General features: G+C 68.4%; 16 protein-coding genes and 1 pseudogene. 12 read left to right on the forward strand and 5 right to left on the reverse strand.

Translation table 11 applies throughout. From position 1 onward, the window contains the following. The first annotated feature begins 19 nt into the window (after nt 1–19). The 7 genes and pseudogenes from W7U_RS08120 to W7U_RS08150 all read left to right on the forward strand — a co-directional run bounded on the left by W7U_RS08120 (nt 20) and on the right by W7U_RS08150 (nt 5204). Nucleotides 20–619, forward strand: a complete 600-nt coding sequence (locus W7U_RS08120) for a TetR/AcrR family transcriptional regulator (protein ID WP_008256801.1) — start codon at nt 20–22, stop codon at nt 617–619. Between the two features lie 188 nt (nt 620–807). Further along, entirely contained in the window at nt 808–1200 is a 393-nt protein-coding gene (locus W7U_RS08125) for a tautomerase family protein (RefSeq protein WP_008256803.1), read from the forward strand. An 8-nt stretch (nt 1201–1208) separates the two neighbouring features. Continuing rightward, nucleotides 1209–2180, forward strand: coding sequence for a nitronate monooxygenase (locus W7U_RS08130; protein ID WP_197538616.1), 972 nt, complete (start codon nt 1209–1211; stop codon nt 2178–2180). A gap of 104 nt (nt 2181–2284) precedes the next feature. Beyond that, complete coding sequence (locus W7U_RS08135) at nt 2285–2914, forward strand: nitroreductase family protein (protein ID WP_008256807.1); 630 nt, start codon at nt 2285–2287, stop codon at nt 2912–2914. Continuing rightward, entirely contained in the window at nt 2914–3408 is a 495-nt protein-coding gene (locus W7U_RS08140) for an SRPBCC family protein (protein WP_008256809.1), read from the forward strand. Before W7U_RS08135 ends, W7U_RS08140 begins: the two co-directional genes overlap by 1 nt. 332 nt (nt 3409–3740) lie before the next feature. Beyond that, nucleotides 3741–4226: pseudogene (locus W7U_RS26610) on the forward strand (hypothetical protein); the annotation flags it as partial. Nucleotides 4227–4241: 15 nt separating this feature from the next. After that, complete coding sequence (locus tag W7U_RS08150; RefSeq protein ID WP_036428881.1) at nt 4242–5204, forward strand: FAD-dependent oxidoreductase; 963 nt, start codon at nt 4242–4244, stop codon at nt 5202–5204. A 2-nt stretch (nt 5205–5206) separates the two neighbouring features. On the opposite strand, the gene W7U_RS08155 is transcribed toward W7U_RS08150, so the two are convergent. Beyond that, complete coding sequence (locus tag W7U_RS08155) at nt 5207–5596, reverse strand: phage holin family protein (RefSeq protein WP_008256813.1); 390 nt, start codon at nt 5594–5596, stop codon at nt 5207–5209. 215 nt (nt 5597–5811) lie between these two features. Between W7U_RS08155 and W7U_RS08160 the strand changes: the two genes are divergently transcribed. Then, the gene (locus tag W7U_RS08160) at nt 5812–7209 is read left to right on the forward strand and encodes an HNH endonuclease signature motif containing protein (protein ID WP_008256815.1); all 1398 of its coding nucleotides are present in this window, start codon (nt 5812–5814) and stop codon (nt 7207–7209) included. A 186-nt stretch (nt 7210–7395) separates the two neighbouring features. Here W7U_RS08160 and W7U_RS08165 read toward each other — a convergent pair whose 3' ends face one another. Then, nucleotides 7396–8463 carry an amidohydrolase family protein gene (locus W7U_RS08165; RefSeq protein WP_008256820.1) on the reverse strand — a complete coding sequence of 356 codons (1068 nt, stop codon included), beginning with the start codon at nt 8461–8463 and terminating at the stop codon, nt 7396–7398. Between W7U_RS08165 and W7U_RS08170 the strand changes: the two genes are divergently transcribed. Beyond that, complete coding sequence (locus tag W7U_RS08170) at nt 8462–9814, forward strand: MFS transporter (RefSeq protein WP_231504870.1); 1353 nt, start codon at nt 8462–8464, stop codon at nt 9812–9814. The genes W7U_RS08165 and W7U_RS08170 overlap by 2 nt on opposite strands. A 2-nt stretch (nt 9815–9816) precedes the next feature. Here W7U_RS08170 and W7U_RS08175 read toward each other — a convergent pair whose 3' ends face one another. Continuing rightward, nucleotides 9817–11112 (reverse strand): competence/damage-inducible protein A, encoded by a 1296-nt coding sequence (locus W7U_RS08175; RefSeq protein ID WP_020822568.1) that lies wholly within the window; start codon nt 11110–11112, stop codon nt 9817–9819. A 34-nt stretch (nt 11113–11146) separates the two neighbouring features. On the opposite strand from W7U_RS08175, the gene W7U_RS08180 reads away from it, so the two are divergent. Beyond that, nucleotides 11147–11641 carry a macro domain-containing protein gene (locus W7U_RS08180; RefSeq protein ID WP_179945119.1) on the forward strand — a complete coding sequence of 165 codons (495 nt, stop codon included), beginning with the start codon at nt 11147–11149 and terminating at the stop codon, nt 11639–11641. Here W7U_RS08180 and W7U_RS08185 read toward each other — a convergent pair. Further along, nucleotides 11638–11943 carry an MTH1187 family thiamine-binding protein gene (locus W7U_RS08185; protein WP_008256827.1) on the reverse strand — a complete coding sequence of 102 codons (306 nt, stop codon included), beginning with the start codon at nt 11941–11943 and terminating at the stop codon, nt 11638–11640. The genes W7U_RS08180 and W7U_RS08185 overlap by 4 nt on opposite strands. Before the next feature lie 52 nt (nt 11944–11995). Here W7U_RS08185 and dtd point away from each other — a divergent pair, with 52 nt between their 5' ends. After that, nucleotides 11996–12427, forward strand: coding sequence for a D-aminoacyl-tRNA deacylase (gene dtd, locus W7U_RS08190; RefSeq protein WP_008256828.1), 432 nt, complete (start codon nt 11996–11998; stop codon nt 12425–12427). A 17-nt stretch (nt 12428–12444) separates the two neighbouring features. Next, complete coding sequence (locus W7U_RS08195) at nt 12445–13356, forward strand: class I SAM-dependent methyltransferase (protein WP_008256829.1); 912 nt, start codon at nt 12445–12447, stop codon at nt 13354–13356. 4 nt (nt 13357–13360) lie between these two features. Here the strand turns inward: W7U_RS08195 and W7U_RS08200 are convergent, their stop codons facing one another. Next, complete coding sequence (locus tag W7U_RS08200) at nt 13361–14386, reverse strand: alcohol dehydrogenase catalytic domain-containing protein (protein WP_008256830.1); 1026 nt, start codon at nt 14384–14386, stop codon at nt 13361–13363. Nucleotides 14387–14401 lie beyond the last annotated feature (15 nt).

Genomic DNA, 14401 nt, shown 5'->3' on the forward strand with positions numbered 1-14401 from the left:
GGATACCATCTCCCCTGAGATGACCGCCCCGGGCAACCGTCATGAACAACGACGACGATCGACGCATGAGGCCCTACGTCGCGCGGCGTTGAAGAGCTTCGCGCGCAAGGGCTTTGCGAATGTCACCGTCACCGAGTTGGCGCGCGAGGCCGGCGTCACCGAGCGCACCTTCTTCCGGCACTTCCCCACCAAGGAAGCCGTCCTGTTCCAGGATTACGAGACGCAGCTGGAATGGCTGGCCGAGGCGCTCGCGCAACGCCCGTCGTCGGAGTCGTTGTTCGATGCGGTGCTGGCGAGTGTTTCGGCGTTCCCGCACGACCTCGAGGTGGTTCGCCAGGCGGCGACGGCGCGCGCGGAGCTGATCAGCGCCGAGCGGATCGCGGGCCACCTGCGAGTGGTGCAGTCCTCGTTCGCCGGCGTGCTCGCCGACTTCGTCAGGAAGCGCAATCCGGATACGGCGGACATCGACCTGGCGGCCGAGGTCGCGGGTTCTGCGCTGGCCGCGGCCTTGGTTGCGGCAGTGGAGAATTGGGGCCGCAAGGGTTGTGCGGGCGACCTCGGCGCAGACGTGGCCGCAAGCCTGGATCTGGTGCGCTCCGGTCTGGCGCGGCTCGCCTGAGCGACCTTAGCAGTTCCCGCGCGCTATTCCCCGCCTCGACAAAGCGAGGCACGGCGTAGTGACCGCTTCGAAGACGCGAGTTCATGAGCGATGTGTCGCAGCACGCATCTCACGAGGGATTTCCGCGGGCCTACCGTCTGTTGGAGTAGACGTCGAGATCCACGATCCACTCCGGCGATGGAGGACACATGCCGCTGTTGTACATCGACCTGATCGAGGGCCGCTCGCCGTCGGAGGTTCGGGCGCTGCTGGACGCGATCCACGAGACCGTGGTCGAAGCGTTCGGTGTTCCCGAGCGTGATCGCTATCAGGTGGTCCGCACTCATCCGGCCCACGAGGTCATAGCGCTGGACACCGGTCTCGGCATCGACCGCTCGGCGCGGCAGGTCATCCTGCACGTGGTCAGCAGGCGACGTCCGCGCGAACTCAAGCAGAAGTTCTACGAACTGCTGGCGTCCCGCCTCGCCGGCCGGTGCGGACTCGACCCGGCGGACTTGATCGTCTCGGTCACCGAAAACAACGATGAGAACTGGTCTTTCGGCCACGGCCGCGCACAGTTCCTCACCGGTGAGCTGAAGTGAGCGACATCGTGCCGTTGCGGACCCGCCTGACGGAATTCTTCGGTATCGAGCAGCCCGTCCTGCTCGCGCCGATGGCCCTGGTCTCCGGGGGTCGGCTCGCTGCGGCGGTGACCGGGGCGGGCGGCCTGGGCCTGCTCGGCGGGGGCTACGGCGATCCCGAATGGCTGCAGCGCGAATTCGACAACGCCAACAGCGCCCGGATCGGATGCGGGTTCATCACCTGGAGCCTGGCGGGCAACCCGCGGGCGCTCGACCTCGCGCTCGCCCACCAACCCGCGGCGATCATGTTGTCTTTCGGCGACTTACGGCCGTTCGCCGATCGCATCCACGCGGCCGGCGTCCCGCTCATCGCTCAGGTGCAAAACCTCGACCAGGCGCGCCGGGCCGTGGACGCCGGGGCGGAGGTCATCGTCGCGCAGGGCAGCGAAGCCGGCGGACATGGAATGAGCGGGCGGACGACGTTCACGTTGGTGCCCGAGGTGGTCGATTTCGTGGCCGAACGCTCACCCGACACGCTGGTGGCGGCCGCCGGCGGCGTCGTCGACGGCCGCGGATTGGCGGCCGCGCTGGCGCTGGGCGCCGACGGCGCGGTCGTGGGTAGCAGGTTGTGGGCGTCGCCGGAGGCATTGGTGTCACCGCGTGCGCAGCGGCGGGCCGTCGCGGCCTGTGGCGACGACACCGTGCGCACCCGGGTCTATGACGTTGTGCGCCGCCTCGATTGGCCCGCCGGATACGACGCGCGGGCGCTGGGCAACGCGTTCCTCGCCACCTGGCACGGTCGCGAACCCGAGCTGACGGCCCAGCTACCCCAAGCGGTCGCCGACTACGAAAAAGCCGTTGCCGCAGAGGATTTCGATACCGCGGCGATCCTGACCGGCGAAGGCGTGGGACGCGTTCGCGACGTCCGTCCCGCCGCTGACATCGTCGCCGACATGGTCGCCGAGGCCGCACACATCCTCAATCGGCGGGCGAGGGCCTAGACAGCCGAGCTCGGGGTCTGGTTTGCTCAGCTCGACACCTCAACTTCACGTCGCGATGATGGGCCGCACCTTTAACCACCCCCGCCGACACATCTAAGGATCCCATGGACATCGCCACCGTCGACGAACTGCTGAGCACCACCCGGTCGGTGCGCAAACGGCTCGACCTCACCCGGCCGGTCGGCCGCGACGTGATCCTGGAGTGCATCCAGCTGGCGATGCAGGCGCCCACGGCGAGCAACACGCAGGATTGGCGCTGGCTGGTGATCACGGACCCCGACAAACGCGCGGCCATCGCCGAGATCTACCGCAGCATCGGCGCGCAGTACCTGGCGTACGCGGCCGACAACGCGACGGATCCGCAGACGCAGCGGGTGTACCAGAGCGCGATGAGCTTGACCGAAACGCTCGGGCAAGTCCCGGTGCACGTCATCCCCTGCCTCAACCAGCGCATCGACACCGCGGAACCGGGCATCGCTGCCGCGGCGTGGGCGTCGATCATCCCGGCCGGCTGGAGCTTTCTGCTGGCGCTCCGCTCGCGCGGGCTGGGATCGGTGTGGACGACGATGCACCTGTTCAAGGAGCGCGAGGTGGCCGAGCTGCTGGGCATCCCACCCACCGTCACGCAGGCCGCGCTGTTCCCCGTCGCGTACACGATCGGCACCGACTTCCGGCCGGCCGCACGCCCGCCGGCGGCGACCATCACGTTCTGGGATGGCTGGGGAGAAGGCTGATGCAGTCCTACACCGTGCGATTCCACATCGACGCTCCGCCGCGGAAGGTCTGGCGGGCGCTGCATCCACCGGCCCCGCCGAACGCCCCGCGCCCCCGGGTGCTCGAGTGGCCGACCGGCAGCATGGAAATCCTCAACGAGGGCAACGAGGCCGGTGAGGGCCTGGTCCGCACATGCGTCTTCGAAGTGCCCAAATACCTGCTCACCGGCGGCCGGGCGCGTTCCTGGGAAACCGTGACCGAAGCCGAGATCGACAAGCTGTCGCGTTACGTGGCCGTCGGCGCACCGCTGTGGTCGCGCGCCGAGGGGTATCACCAGCTCGAGGAGCAGCCCGACGGCACCACCGTGCTGACGTTCCACGAGACGTATCGCGCCTACAACCCCGTGCTGCGCTTCCTCCTCGAACGCCTGGTTTACGCGAAGATTTCCCGTGACAACCTCGAGGCGTACCAGCATGCGCTCGCCCGCGCGGGCCGGGTCCGGCGTCTCGTCTAGCCGTTCTTTGCTGCCGGGTTCATTTCACAACGACATGAATTAGGTACTTGGCCCCGGTACCCTCGATTTCTATGGGTGGAGTAGCTACTGCGGCGCGACTGGCCGCCGCGGGTTTGATTGTCGCGGGGTGGGCCACGTCGACCGTCGTTGCCAGCGCCGATCCGGACGAGACACGGGGGCCCGCCCCGGGCCCCGCGGCCTCGCCAGCACCGGCCGCGTCGCCGGCACCGGCACCAGCCCCTTCGGCAGCACCCGCACCGGCCGCGTCGCCGGCACCAGCGCCTTCGGCAGCACCCGCACCGGCCGCGTCGCCAGCACCGGCCGCGTCGCCCGGGGCTTCGCCGGCACCCGCCCCGCCGGGGCCGAAGACCAGCATCGACAAGGACGGCATCTACGCCGTGGGGACCGACATCGTCCCGGGCATCTACAGCTCCGGTGGCCCCGTCGGCAACGGCACGTGCTACTGGAAACGGACCGGAAACCCCGACGGCGCGCTCATCGACAACGCCATGACCAAGAAGGCGCAGGTCGTGCAGATCGACCCGGGTGACAAAGCCTTCAAGACTTCGGGCTGCCAACCCTGGCAGCTGACCCCGGACGCCGTTCCGCCGTCACAAACGCCGCCCGCGGGCGTGCAGGGTACGCTCGGCATCCTCAACGGTCTGTTGGGCGGAAACGCACAGCGGCCCCCGCAACCGTCGCCCGCTCCGCAAGCGCCCGCACCTGCACCGGCGCCGGCCTCGCAAGCGCCGGCGGCCCCGCAAGCCCCGGCGGCCGCGCCCGCAACTCCGGTAGCCCCACAAGCCGCGCATTCCTGATCGGCCCGCGGCGCCGTGGCCAGTACGCACCAGATCGTCGTGGTAGGGGCTGGCGTCAGCGGGTTGACGTCGGCCATCTGCCTGGCCGAGGCGGGCTGGCCGGTGCGGGTCTGGGCGGACACGATGCCCAAGCGAACGACTTCGGCGGTTGCGGGCGCCGTGTGGGCGCCCCCGCGGCCCGCGGAACGCGCCGGCGCGACGCTGCGTTGGACCGAGCACTCTCTAGAGGTGTTCCGTGATCTCGCCCGCGATCCCGACTCGGGTGTGTTGCTGGCGCCGGCGCTGGCCGTCGGCGAGCTGACCGCGACCGAGGCGATGTCATCGGCGGCCGCGCTGATCCCCGACCTGCGGCCCGCCGACCCGGCCGACGTTCCGCCGGGTTTCGGCACCGGATTTCGCGCCACCGTGCCGATGATCGACATGCCGCGCTACCTCGACTATCTGACCCGACGGCTCGCGGCGGCCGGCTGCGAGATCGAAGAACACCCCGTTCGATCCCTGGCCGAGGCCGCCGACACCGCTGACATCGTCGTCAACTGCACTGGTCTCGCCGCGGGCGCGCTCGTCGACGACCACACCGTGCGGCCGCTCTTCGGCCAGCACGTGGTGCTGACCAATCCCGGTCTGCAGCAACTGTTTCTGGAATTGAACGACGGCCCAGAGTGGACCTGTTTCTTCCCGCATCCACAACGGGTGGTGTGCGGTGGAATCAGCATCCCCGGTCGCTGGGACACGACCGCGGAACCCGACGTGACGGAACGCATCCTGCAGCGCTGCCGACGAATCGAGCCGCGACTGGGTGACGCCGAGGTGATCGAGGTCATCACCGGACTGCGCCCCGACCGTCCCTCGGTGCGCGTGGAGGCCGAACCGCTTGGGCGGGCGCGTTGCATCCACAACTACGGTCACAGCAGCAACGGCGTCACCCTGTCCTGGGGCTGCGCGCGCGACGTGGTGGCCCTGGCCGGCGGCCGCTGATCTCAGGCGCCGGTGCGGCGAATTATCAAGGACAGCAACCAACTGACGATCGACAAGACGATCGCCGCCCAGATGGCGGTCCACCAAAAGTGGTCGATCTGCAGCCCCCAGTGCGTGGTGTGCTCGGTGATCCACGCCGTGATCCAGAGCATCAACGCATTGATGACGACATGGAACAGACCGAGCGTCACGATGTAGAGCGGGATCGACAGGATCTGGACTATCGGCTTGATGAATGCGTTGACCAGACCGAAGATCACGGCGACGACGAAGATGATGCCGACCCGTTCCAGCCTCGTGCTGCCGCCCACGAAACTCAGGCCGTGCACGAAAAGGGTGACGATCCACAACGCAAAGCCGGTCAGCGCGGCACGCACCAAAAATGGGCCCATGCGCCTAGATCCTGCCATCCGATCGGCCGGGAAGGTAAGCAAATCGGCGCGGGTGAGTTCTGACCGGGTGACCGGCTTCGTCCGTCGGCTCTCGCGCATACACGCGGGCGCGGTTTCGGATATCGGAAACGGATATTGAAATCCCTTGTGTCACTGTGGTTTCAGTGGTCACAATGCGGGGTTTTGTGTCGGTGGCGCTTCGTAATGTCTGCGGTATGAGTTCGGGCGGCATCATCGATCGGGACGCGATCAGCGCGGCCTTCGACGCGCTTGATGCCGCCATCGAGGGCGTGGCGGGGCTCAGTTTTGATGCGCTGGCTCCTCGGGAGTGCCTGGCGCTGTTGGAGCGCTGCGAAACCGTGCGCCGCCGATTGCCCGTGCCTGAGCATGCGTTGATCAACCACCTGGCACGCCAGGCCAGCATCCAAGAGCTCGGCGCCAAACTCGACCAGGCGATCGCCGACCGCCTGCGGATCAGCCACACCGAGGCCGGCCGGCGCATCAAAGACGCCGCCGATCTGGGCCCGCGCCACGGCCTGACCGGTGAACCGTTGCCCCCGGTGTTGGCGGCCACCGCCGCCGCTCAACGCCGCGGTGAGTTGGGTGCTGCCCATGTGGCGGTGATCCGCCGATTCTTTCGCCGGCTGCCGGGCTGGATCGACCCGGTCACCCGCGAGCGGGTCGAAGCCGACCTGGCCGGTCACGCCGCGTATCACCGGCCCGACGAACTCGACGGCCTGGCGCACGTCCTCGAAGATTGCCTCAATCCCGACGGTCTCTTCACCGATGAGGACCGGGCCCGTAGCCGCGGGGTGACCCTGGGGCGCCAACGACCCGACGGCATGTCGGAGTTGCGGGGCCTGATCACCCCCGAACTACGCGCCACCTTCGAAGCCGTGGAGGCCAAACTCGGTGCCCCGGGCATGTGCAACCCCCTCGACGACATTCCGTGCGTGGAGGGGACGCCCAGCCAGGCCGCCATCGACGGTGACACCCGCTCGGCTGCTCAGCGCGGCCACGACGCCCTGCTGGCGGCGCTGCGTGGGCTGTTGGCCTCCGGGGAGTTGGGGCAGCACAACGGGTTACCGGCCTCCATCATCGTCACCACCACCCTGCAAGAGCTGGAGGCCGCCGCCGGGCGAGCCCTGACCGGCGGGGGCACCATCCTGCCGATGAGCGACGTGATCCGCCTGGCCCGCCATGCGCATCACTACTTGGCCATCTTCGATAGAGGAAAGGCCCTGGCGCTCTACCACACCAAACGCCTGGCCTCCCCGGGACAGCGAATCGTGTTGTACGCCAAGGACCGCGGCTGCACCGCACCGGGCTGCACCGTCTCGGGTTACTACTGCGAGGTGCATCACGTCACCGACTACGCCACCTGCCACAGCACCGACATCAACGACCTCACCTTCGCCTGCGGCCCGCATCACCGCATGCTCGACCCCGGCGGCTGGACCACCCGCAAGAACACGCGCGGCGAGACCGAATGGAAATCCCCACCCCACCTCGAGCGCGGCCAACCCCGCACCAACACCTACCACCACCCCGAAAAACTCCTCCACCACGAACACGACGACGACGAAGAAGCCGACAACCCCGGCGCGGCATAACACATTTTGCGATCGCCGCTAGGTCCGATGGCGCCGACCCGCTTCGCCCGGCTGCGCCGCGCTCGCGATCGTCGCTAGATCCGATGGCGCCGACCCGCTTCGCCCGGCTGCGCCGCGCTCGCGATCGCCGCTAGATCCGATGGCGCCGACCCGCTTCGCCCGGCTGCGCCGCGCTCGCGATCGCCGCTAGTTCAGGTTGTAGAAGCGCTGCGCGTTGCGCCCGCCGATCTTCTCGCGGGCCTCCTCGCTGATATCGGCGCGAGTGCGCAGGTGCTTGGTGCTTTCCGGCCACTCGCCGTCCCAGTGCGGATAGTCGCTGGCGAACATGATGAAATCGGCGCCCAGCACGTCGATCACACCGGGCAGGATCGGCTCCTCCGGTTCACACGTCACCCAGATGTTTCCGGCGGCGAGATACTCGTGCGGATCGCGACGCCAGCCGCGCTCCACCCAGTCGCCACGCTTCTCGTAATGCTCGTGCAGCCGATCGATGAAGAACGGAACCCAGCCCGCGCCCGCCTCGAGGAAGGCCACCCGCAACTCCGGATGGCGCTCGAAGACGCCGCCGGAAACCATCGCGGTCATCGCCGTCATCTGGTCAAACGGAAAGCTGATGCAGTGCACCTGAATGTAATTCGTGAAACGGTCTACCCCGATCTTGGGCAGATGAATGCCGGGCGCCCCATGCACCCCCAGCGGCATCCCGAGTTCGACGGCGGCGGCATAGAACGGGTCGAGGTCGGGGTGGTCGAGGTTGCGTGTCTTGAGCGCCGGCGGCACCAGAGTCGCCACCAGCCCAAGGTCTTTGGCTTCGGTCATGACATCGATCGCCAGCCGGCCATGTTCTATCGGAGCCACCGCGACGCCGCGGAGCCGCCCACCCGAAGCGGCGCAGTAATCGGCGATCCACTCGTTGTAGAGTCGAGCGAATCCGGCCGCGAATTCGGGGTCCTCGAGACTCGGCGCGCACAGTCCAAGGCTGGGATAGAGCACCATCGTGTCGATGTGATCGCGGTCGGCGTCACCCAGCACGCCTTCGGCCGACCGGCAGTTGATATCGGCCGCGCTACTGATCCCGTGTTCGGGCGGGCAGCCCGCGCCCGGGCCGCGGTCCTCGGGGTAGTTGCGTCCTTCGAGGGTCAACCCGAGCCGCCCATGCCTGCCGGGTCTGACGTGCTCCGGCCACCGCTGCATCGCTTCGACTGCCAGTGACGAATTTTCGGCGACATGGCCGTCGGCGTCGATGATCCGCATGCATCCGGAACTTACTCCCGCACGACGGGCGGCGAAACAGGTCGCGCCGAAGCCCTCGGTACGCCACGATGCTGACGTGACCACACAGAGCCCTCGACAGAAGTTGACCGCCGACCAGCGAAATTCCTTCATCGCCGCCCTGTTGGGCTGGACGATGGACGCCTTCGACTACTTCATCGTGGTGCTCGTCTACGCCGACATCGCAAAGACGTTCCACCACAGCAAGGCCGAGGTCGCGTTCGTCACCACCGCCACCCTGATCATGCGTCCCGTCGGCGCATTGCTGTTCGGGCTGTGGGCCGACCGCGTCGGCCGGCGGCTCCCCCTGATGGTCGACGTCATGTTCTACTCCGTGGTCGGGTTCCTGTGCGCCTTCGCACCCAACTTCACCGTGCTGGTGATCCTGCGCCTGCTGTACGGCATCGGCATGGGCGGGGAATGGGGGCTCGGTGCCGCGCTGGCCATGGAGAAGGTTCCGGTCCAGCGACGCGGGTTCTTCTCCGGGCTGCTGCAGGAGGGTTACGCGTTCGGCTACCTGCTGGCCAGCGTCGCCGCCCTGGTGGTCATGGATTGGCTCGAGCTCTCGTGGCGCTGGTTGTTCGGCCTGAGCATCGTTCCCGCACTGATCAGCTTGATCATTCGCTACCGGGTGGAGGAATCCGAGGTGTGGGAGGCCGCCCAAGACCGGATGAGGCTAACCAGCACCAGAATCCGCGACGTGCTGCGCAGCGGCGCGATCATCCGGCGCTTCATCTACCTCGCGTTGCTGATGACGGCATTCAACTGGATGAGCCACGGCACGCAGGACGTCTACCCCACCTTCCTCGGCGCGCACGCCAACCGAGGCGCCGGGTTGTCGAGCACGACGGTCAGGTGGATCGTGGTGGCCTACAACGTCGGCGCCATCATCGGAGGGCTCGTCTTCGGAACGCTGTCGCAACGACTGAGTAGGCGCTACACGGTCGTCTTCTGTGCAATTCTGGCGCTGCCGATCGTGCCGCTGTTCGCATACTCACGCGGCGCGGCCATGCTGTGCCTGGGCTCGTTCTTGATGCAGCTCTTCGTGCAGGGCGCGTGGGGCGTGATTCCAGCCCACCTCACGGAGATGTCGCCGGACGCCATTCGCGGCCTCTACCCCGGTGTGACCTACCAACTCGGAAACCTGTTGGCGGCGTTCAACTTACCGATTCAGGAACGTCTCGCCGAATCCCACGGCTACCCGTTCGCCTTGGCGGCCACGATCGTGCCGGTGCTGGCCGCGGTGGTGGTCCTGACGCTGATCGGAAAGGACGCGACGGGAATCCGCTTCGGCACGACGGAAAGTTCTTTTCTCGCAACGGAAGCGACGTAAAGCTAGCCGGGGTCGGCCAGCAGGCGCCGCAGCAGGTGCATGGCCACCGTCGTCGAGCGTTCCCGGATATCGGACCGGTTGCCCGGAAGGCGCAGGGTGCGAGTGTCCGTGCGGCCGCCCGCCGCCTTCACGCTGAAGCAGACCGTCCCGACCGGCTTGTCTTCCGTGCCCCCGCCCGGTCCGGCGATGCCGGTGATCGCGACCGCGGTGTCGGCGCCGAAGCGTTGCAGCGCGCCCGCGGCCATGGCCTCGGCCACCGGCTCCGACACCGCGCCGTGCGCCTCGATCAGCGCCGGGTCGACGCCGAGCACCTCCGCTTTCGCCTCGTTCGAATAGGACACCACCCCGCCGGCCACGTAGTCCGACGACCCGGGCCGATCGGTCAGCCGCGCCGCCAGCAGTCCCGCGGTGCACGACTCCGCCGTCGCGATCCGGTGCCCGGTGAGAAGCTGCGCGACCAGATCGTCGACACGCGAGCCGTCTTCGGAGTACAGCTGATGCCCGTGCCTCTCGCGCAGCAGCTTCGTCAGTTGCGTGTACGCGTCGGCGGAGTCCGGCTCGTAGCGGGTGACCATTTCGATCTCCCCGCGCCGCAGGCAGGTGGTGATCTCGAGCCGGTCGAATCCGGGCACGGTCTTTTCGGCGTCGCGCAGCGTCTCGGCCAGCCCCGACTCGGGCAGGCCGAACATCCGCAGCATCTCCTGCCGATAAATGGTCCGGCCGGCGATCGCGTCCTGCGCCGCCGGTGTTTGGAGGGCCGTGTGCCACATCGGCTGCAGCTCGCGCGGGGGTCCGGGGAGCACGATCACCGCGGGCTTGCCTGGCACCACGACGCCGGGCGCGGTGCCGACCGGGTCGAGCACCTGCGCCCCAGCCGGGATCATGGCCTGCTTGCGGTTGGCGGCCCGCAGCGACTCGAAAGTGCCGGGGTCCAAGGCGGATTGGAAAGCGGGATTGCGCCCCATCAGCTTCTTGAGGATGTTCGCGATCTTCTCTTCGACCTCGGCGTCCAACACCAGCTCGCGCCCGCAGAAGCGCGCCACCACCTCGACGGTCATGTCGTCGGCCGTGGGCCCCAGGCCGCCGCTGGTGACGATCAGGTCCACGCCTTGATCGGCGAGAAACCGCAGCTGGGCTTCGATGTCGGCGGGCCGGTCGCCGCAGATCGTGATGTGCGCGAGCTCGACACCAAGCTCCAGGAGGCGATCGGCGATCCAGGGGCCGTTGGCGTCTTGGACGCGTCCGGTGAGGACCTCGGTTCCGGTGACAACGATGCCTGCACGTGCGCTCACCGCCATGAGCCTACGCATGGGCCTGCGGGACAATGAGCCGATGATCGAGTTAGAGGTGCTTGCGGCCGACGTGACCAAGCTCGACGTGGACGCGATCGCCAACGCCGCCAACACGCAGCTGCGGCACGGTGGCGGCGTCGCCGCGGCCATCTCGCGCGCGGGCGGGCCCGACGTGCAGCGCGAATCGACCGAGAAGGCGCCGATCGGGCTCGGCGAAGCGATCGAGACCACCGCCGGCGACATGCCCGCGCGCTACGTCATCCACGCGGCGACCATGGAACTCGGTGGGCCAACCTCGGCCGAGATCATCGGCGCCGCCACGGCTTCGACATTGCGCAAGGCCGACGAGCTCGGCTGCCGCACGCTGGGGCTGGTGGCCTTCGGCACCGGTGTCGGCGGTTTCCCGCTCGACCAGGCCGCCCGGCTGATGGTCGACGCCGTCCGGCGGCACCAGCCGGTCTCGCTGCGCAAGGTGGTGTTCGCCGTGCACGGCGACGCGGCGGAGCAAGCGTTTCGGGCCGCGCTGCGGGCCTAGCTCTCGGAGAGGTAGCGCTCGACGGAGGCGACCTTCTGCGTCATCGCGTCGTTGGCCCCGGTGCGCCAATCGGCCTTGATCACCGTGCTCACCCGCGGCGCCCGGGCCGCCACGGCCTCGACGGCGCGCTGCACCACCGCCATGACCTGCTCCCACGTGTCGCCCTCGATCACCGTGAACATCGAGTCGGTCTTGTTGGGCAGGCCGGACTCGCGAACCACCCGAACCGCCTCGGCGACGATCTCGCCGACACCCTCGCCCACCCCCATCGGGGTGACGGAAAACGCGACGAGCACGGACACCCTGTCGAGCGTACCCACCCCCGCCCCGGCCGGTCTGGCACCATCGAGGCCCATGCGGGTGTTGGTGCAACGGGTCTCGTCGGCGACGGTGTCGATCGACGGCGCGGTGGTGGGAGCGATCCGACCGGATGGCCAGGGGCTGTTGGCATTCGTCGGCGTCACCCACACCGACGATCGCGACAAGGCGCGCCGGCTCGCCGAAAAGCTCTGGAACCTAAGGATTCTCGCCGAGGAGCGGTCCGCGGCCGACGCAAGAGCCCCCATCCTGGTCATCAGTCAGTTCACCCTATACGCCGACACCGCCAAGGGCCGCCGCCCGTCGTGGAATGCGGCCGCCCCCGGGCCGGTGGCCGAGCCGCTGGTGGCGGAGTTCGCCGCGACGCTGGAGCGGCTGGGCGCCGAGGTACAGACCGGGGTGTTCGGCGCGAACATGCAGGTCGCGTTGGTCAACGACGGCCCGGTCACGGTGCTGCTCGAACTCTGAAGGGTACGTTGGCCCCCGTGGGCACGACACCTGAATTCGGATCGCTCCGCTCCGACGACGACAACTGGGACATCGTCAGCAGCGTCGGCTACACCGCGCTGCTCGTGGCGGGATGGCGTGCGCTGCACGCCGTGAGCCCGCAGCCGCTGGTGCGCGACGAATACGCGAAGGTCTTCATCGCCGCCTCGCGGGACCCGTATCTGGCGGGGGTCCTCGCGAACCCGGGCAGCACCGAGGACGAGACGGCCTTTCCGCGGCTGTATGGCGTGCAGACCCGCTTCTTCGACGACTTCTTCGTCGCCGCCTGCCAGGCGGGCATACGCCAGGCGGTGATCGTCGCCGCCGGCCTGGATTCGCGGGCGTTCCGCCTTGAATGGCCCGACGGCACAAGGGTCTTTGAGGTCGACCTGCCGAAGGTCCTCGAGTTCAAGGCGCGTGTGCTCGACGAGCAGGCTGCCGCGCCGAAGGCGAACCGGATCGAGGTCGCCGCCGACCTGCGCACCGACTGGTCGCGGCCCTTGGAGGCGGCCGGGTTCGACGTCGAGAGCCCGAGCGCCTGGTCGGTGGAGGGGTTGCTGCCCTACCTGACCGACGAGGCGCAACACGCGCTGTTCACCCGGATCAGCGGGCTCAGCGCGCCCGGCAGCCGGATCGCGATCGGCGCGCTGGGGTCGCGGCTGGACCACGACCAGCTCCACGCCTTGGAGGCGAATCACCCGGGGGTCAACGTGTCGGGCAACGTTGACTTTTCGGCCCTGACGTACGAACCGCAGTCCGATCCCGCGGAGTGGCTGACCGCGCACGGGTGGGCCGTCGAACCCGTCCGCAACACGCTCGATTTGCAGGCCGGTTACGGCATGACCCCACCGGAGGTCGACGTCAAGATCGACAGTTTCATGCGGTCCCAATACATCACGGCCACCCGGTGAAGGCCTAGGGCTGCAACAGGATCTTCACATCGTCGCCGGAGCGTGATTCCGCGGTCGCATAGCCCTTGGCCGCGTCGTCCAAAGGCATTGTCGTGGTGAAGATGCCGTCGACATCGAGGCGGCCGGACTGCAGCAGCGGGATCAATTCCGGCCACGTTCGCTGCACCGGCGCGGTGGTCATCCGCAACGTGATGCTGCGGATCAGGCAGCCCAGCGCGTTGAGCGGAAACGGATTCATGTCGTGCACACCGACGACCGAGACGGTTCCGCCCGCCCGGACGGCGTTGAGCGCCTCGGTCAGGGATGCGTCGGTGGCGACGGCGTCGATCACCGCGTCGACGCCGCGGCCGCCGGTGGCGGCGAGGATCTCCTCGAGCGCCGGCGCCTTCACGGGTGTCGCCCCCCACCGCGCGGCGCGCTGTAGCCGGCCGTCGACCTGATCGACGGCGAAAACCGTTGCCGCGCCCTGAAAAAGCGCGCTGCGCAGCGAGCACAGGCCGACCGCTCCGAGGCCGATCACCGCAACGGTCCCGCCGAACGGAATGTCGGCGCGCTGTGCCGCGGCCCAGCCGGTGGCGAGATTGTCGGTGAGTAGCAGCGCCTGCTCGGTGCTGATGCCCTCGGGCACCTTCAGGAGCTGGAAATCGGCGGCGGGCACCGCGAGCAGATCGGCCTGCGCGCCACCGAGCACTCCGCCGCCGAAGATCTGAAAGCCGGAGTGGCACATGACCGGATCGCGGGTGGCGCACCCCGCGCACGCGCCGCAGCCGGCGACCGACGACACCATGACCTGATCGCCGACCTTGACGTTGCGCACCTGGGGCCCGGCGTCCACCACCGTGCCGATGGCTTCGTGGCCGAGGGCGATGGGATCGGGCATCGGGAAGTCGGCCTCGTAGAAGTGCAGATCCGAGCCGCAGATTCCGGCGGCGGTCACCTCGACGATCGCTCCGTCCGGGCCCGGCAGCGTTGGGTCGGGGCGGGTGTCGACCCGGATGCTGCGGGGCCCATCGACGACTACCGTGCGCATATCGGTGTGCTCACT

Source organism: Mycobacterium sp. H4Y (assembly GCF_000364405.1).
Taxonomy (GTDB): Bacteria; Actinomycetota; Actinomycetes; order Mycobacteriales; family Mycobacteriaceae; genus Mycobacterium; species Mycobacterium intracellulare.

Bases quoted from the DNA above. Each gene is read 5' to 3' on its own strand.
- W7U_RS08120 (WP_008256801.1), top strand. From the start codon at position 20: ATGACCGCCCCGGGCAACCGTCATGAACAACGACGACGATCGACGCAT.
- W7U_RS08125 (WP_008256803.1), top strand. From the start codon at position 808: ATGCCGCTGTTGTACATCGACCTGATCGAGGGCCGCTCGCCGTCGGAG.
- W7U_RS08135 (WP_008256807.1), top strand. From the start codon at position 2,285: ATGGACATCGCCACCGTCGACGAACTGCTGAGCACCACCCGGTCGGTG.
- W7U_RS08140 (WP_008256809.1), top strand. From the start codon at position 2,914: ATGCAGTCCTACACCGTGCGATTCCACATCGACGCTCCGCCGCGGAAG.
- W7U_RS08155 (WP_008256813.1), bottom strand. From the start codon at position 5,596: ATGGGCCCATTTTTGGTGCGTGCCGCGCTGACCGGCTTTGCGTTGTGG.
- W7U_RS08160 (WP_008256815.1), top strand. From the start codon at position 5,812: ATGAGTTCGGGCGGCATCATCGATCGGGACGCGATCAGCGCGGCCTTC.
- W7U_RS08170 (WP_231504870.1), top strand. From the start codon at position 8,462: ATGCATCCGGAACTTACTCCCGCACGACGGGCGGCGAAACAGGTCGCG.
- W7U_RS08165 (WP_008256820.1), bottom strand. From the start codon at position 8,463: ATGCGGATCATCGACGCCGACGGCCATGTCGCCGAAAATTCGTCACTG.
- W7U_RS08175 (WP_020822568.1), bottom strand. From the start codon at position 11,112: ATGGCGGTGAGCGCACGTGCAGGCATCGTTGTCACCGGAACCGAGGTC.
- W7U_RS08180 (WP_179945119.1), top strand. From the start codon at position 11,147: ATGATCGAGTTAGAGGTGCTTGCGGCCGACGTGACCAAGCTCGACGTG.
- dtd (WP_008256828.1), top strand. From the start codon at position 11,996: ATGCGGGTGTTGGTGCAACGGGTCTCGTCGGCGACGGTGTCGATCGAC.
- W7U_RS08200 (WP_008256830.1), bottom strand. From the start codon at position 14,386: ATGCGCACGGTAGTCGTCGATGGGCCCCGCAGCATCCGGGTCGACACC.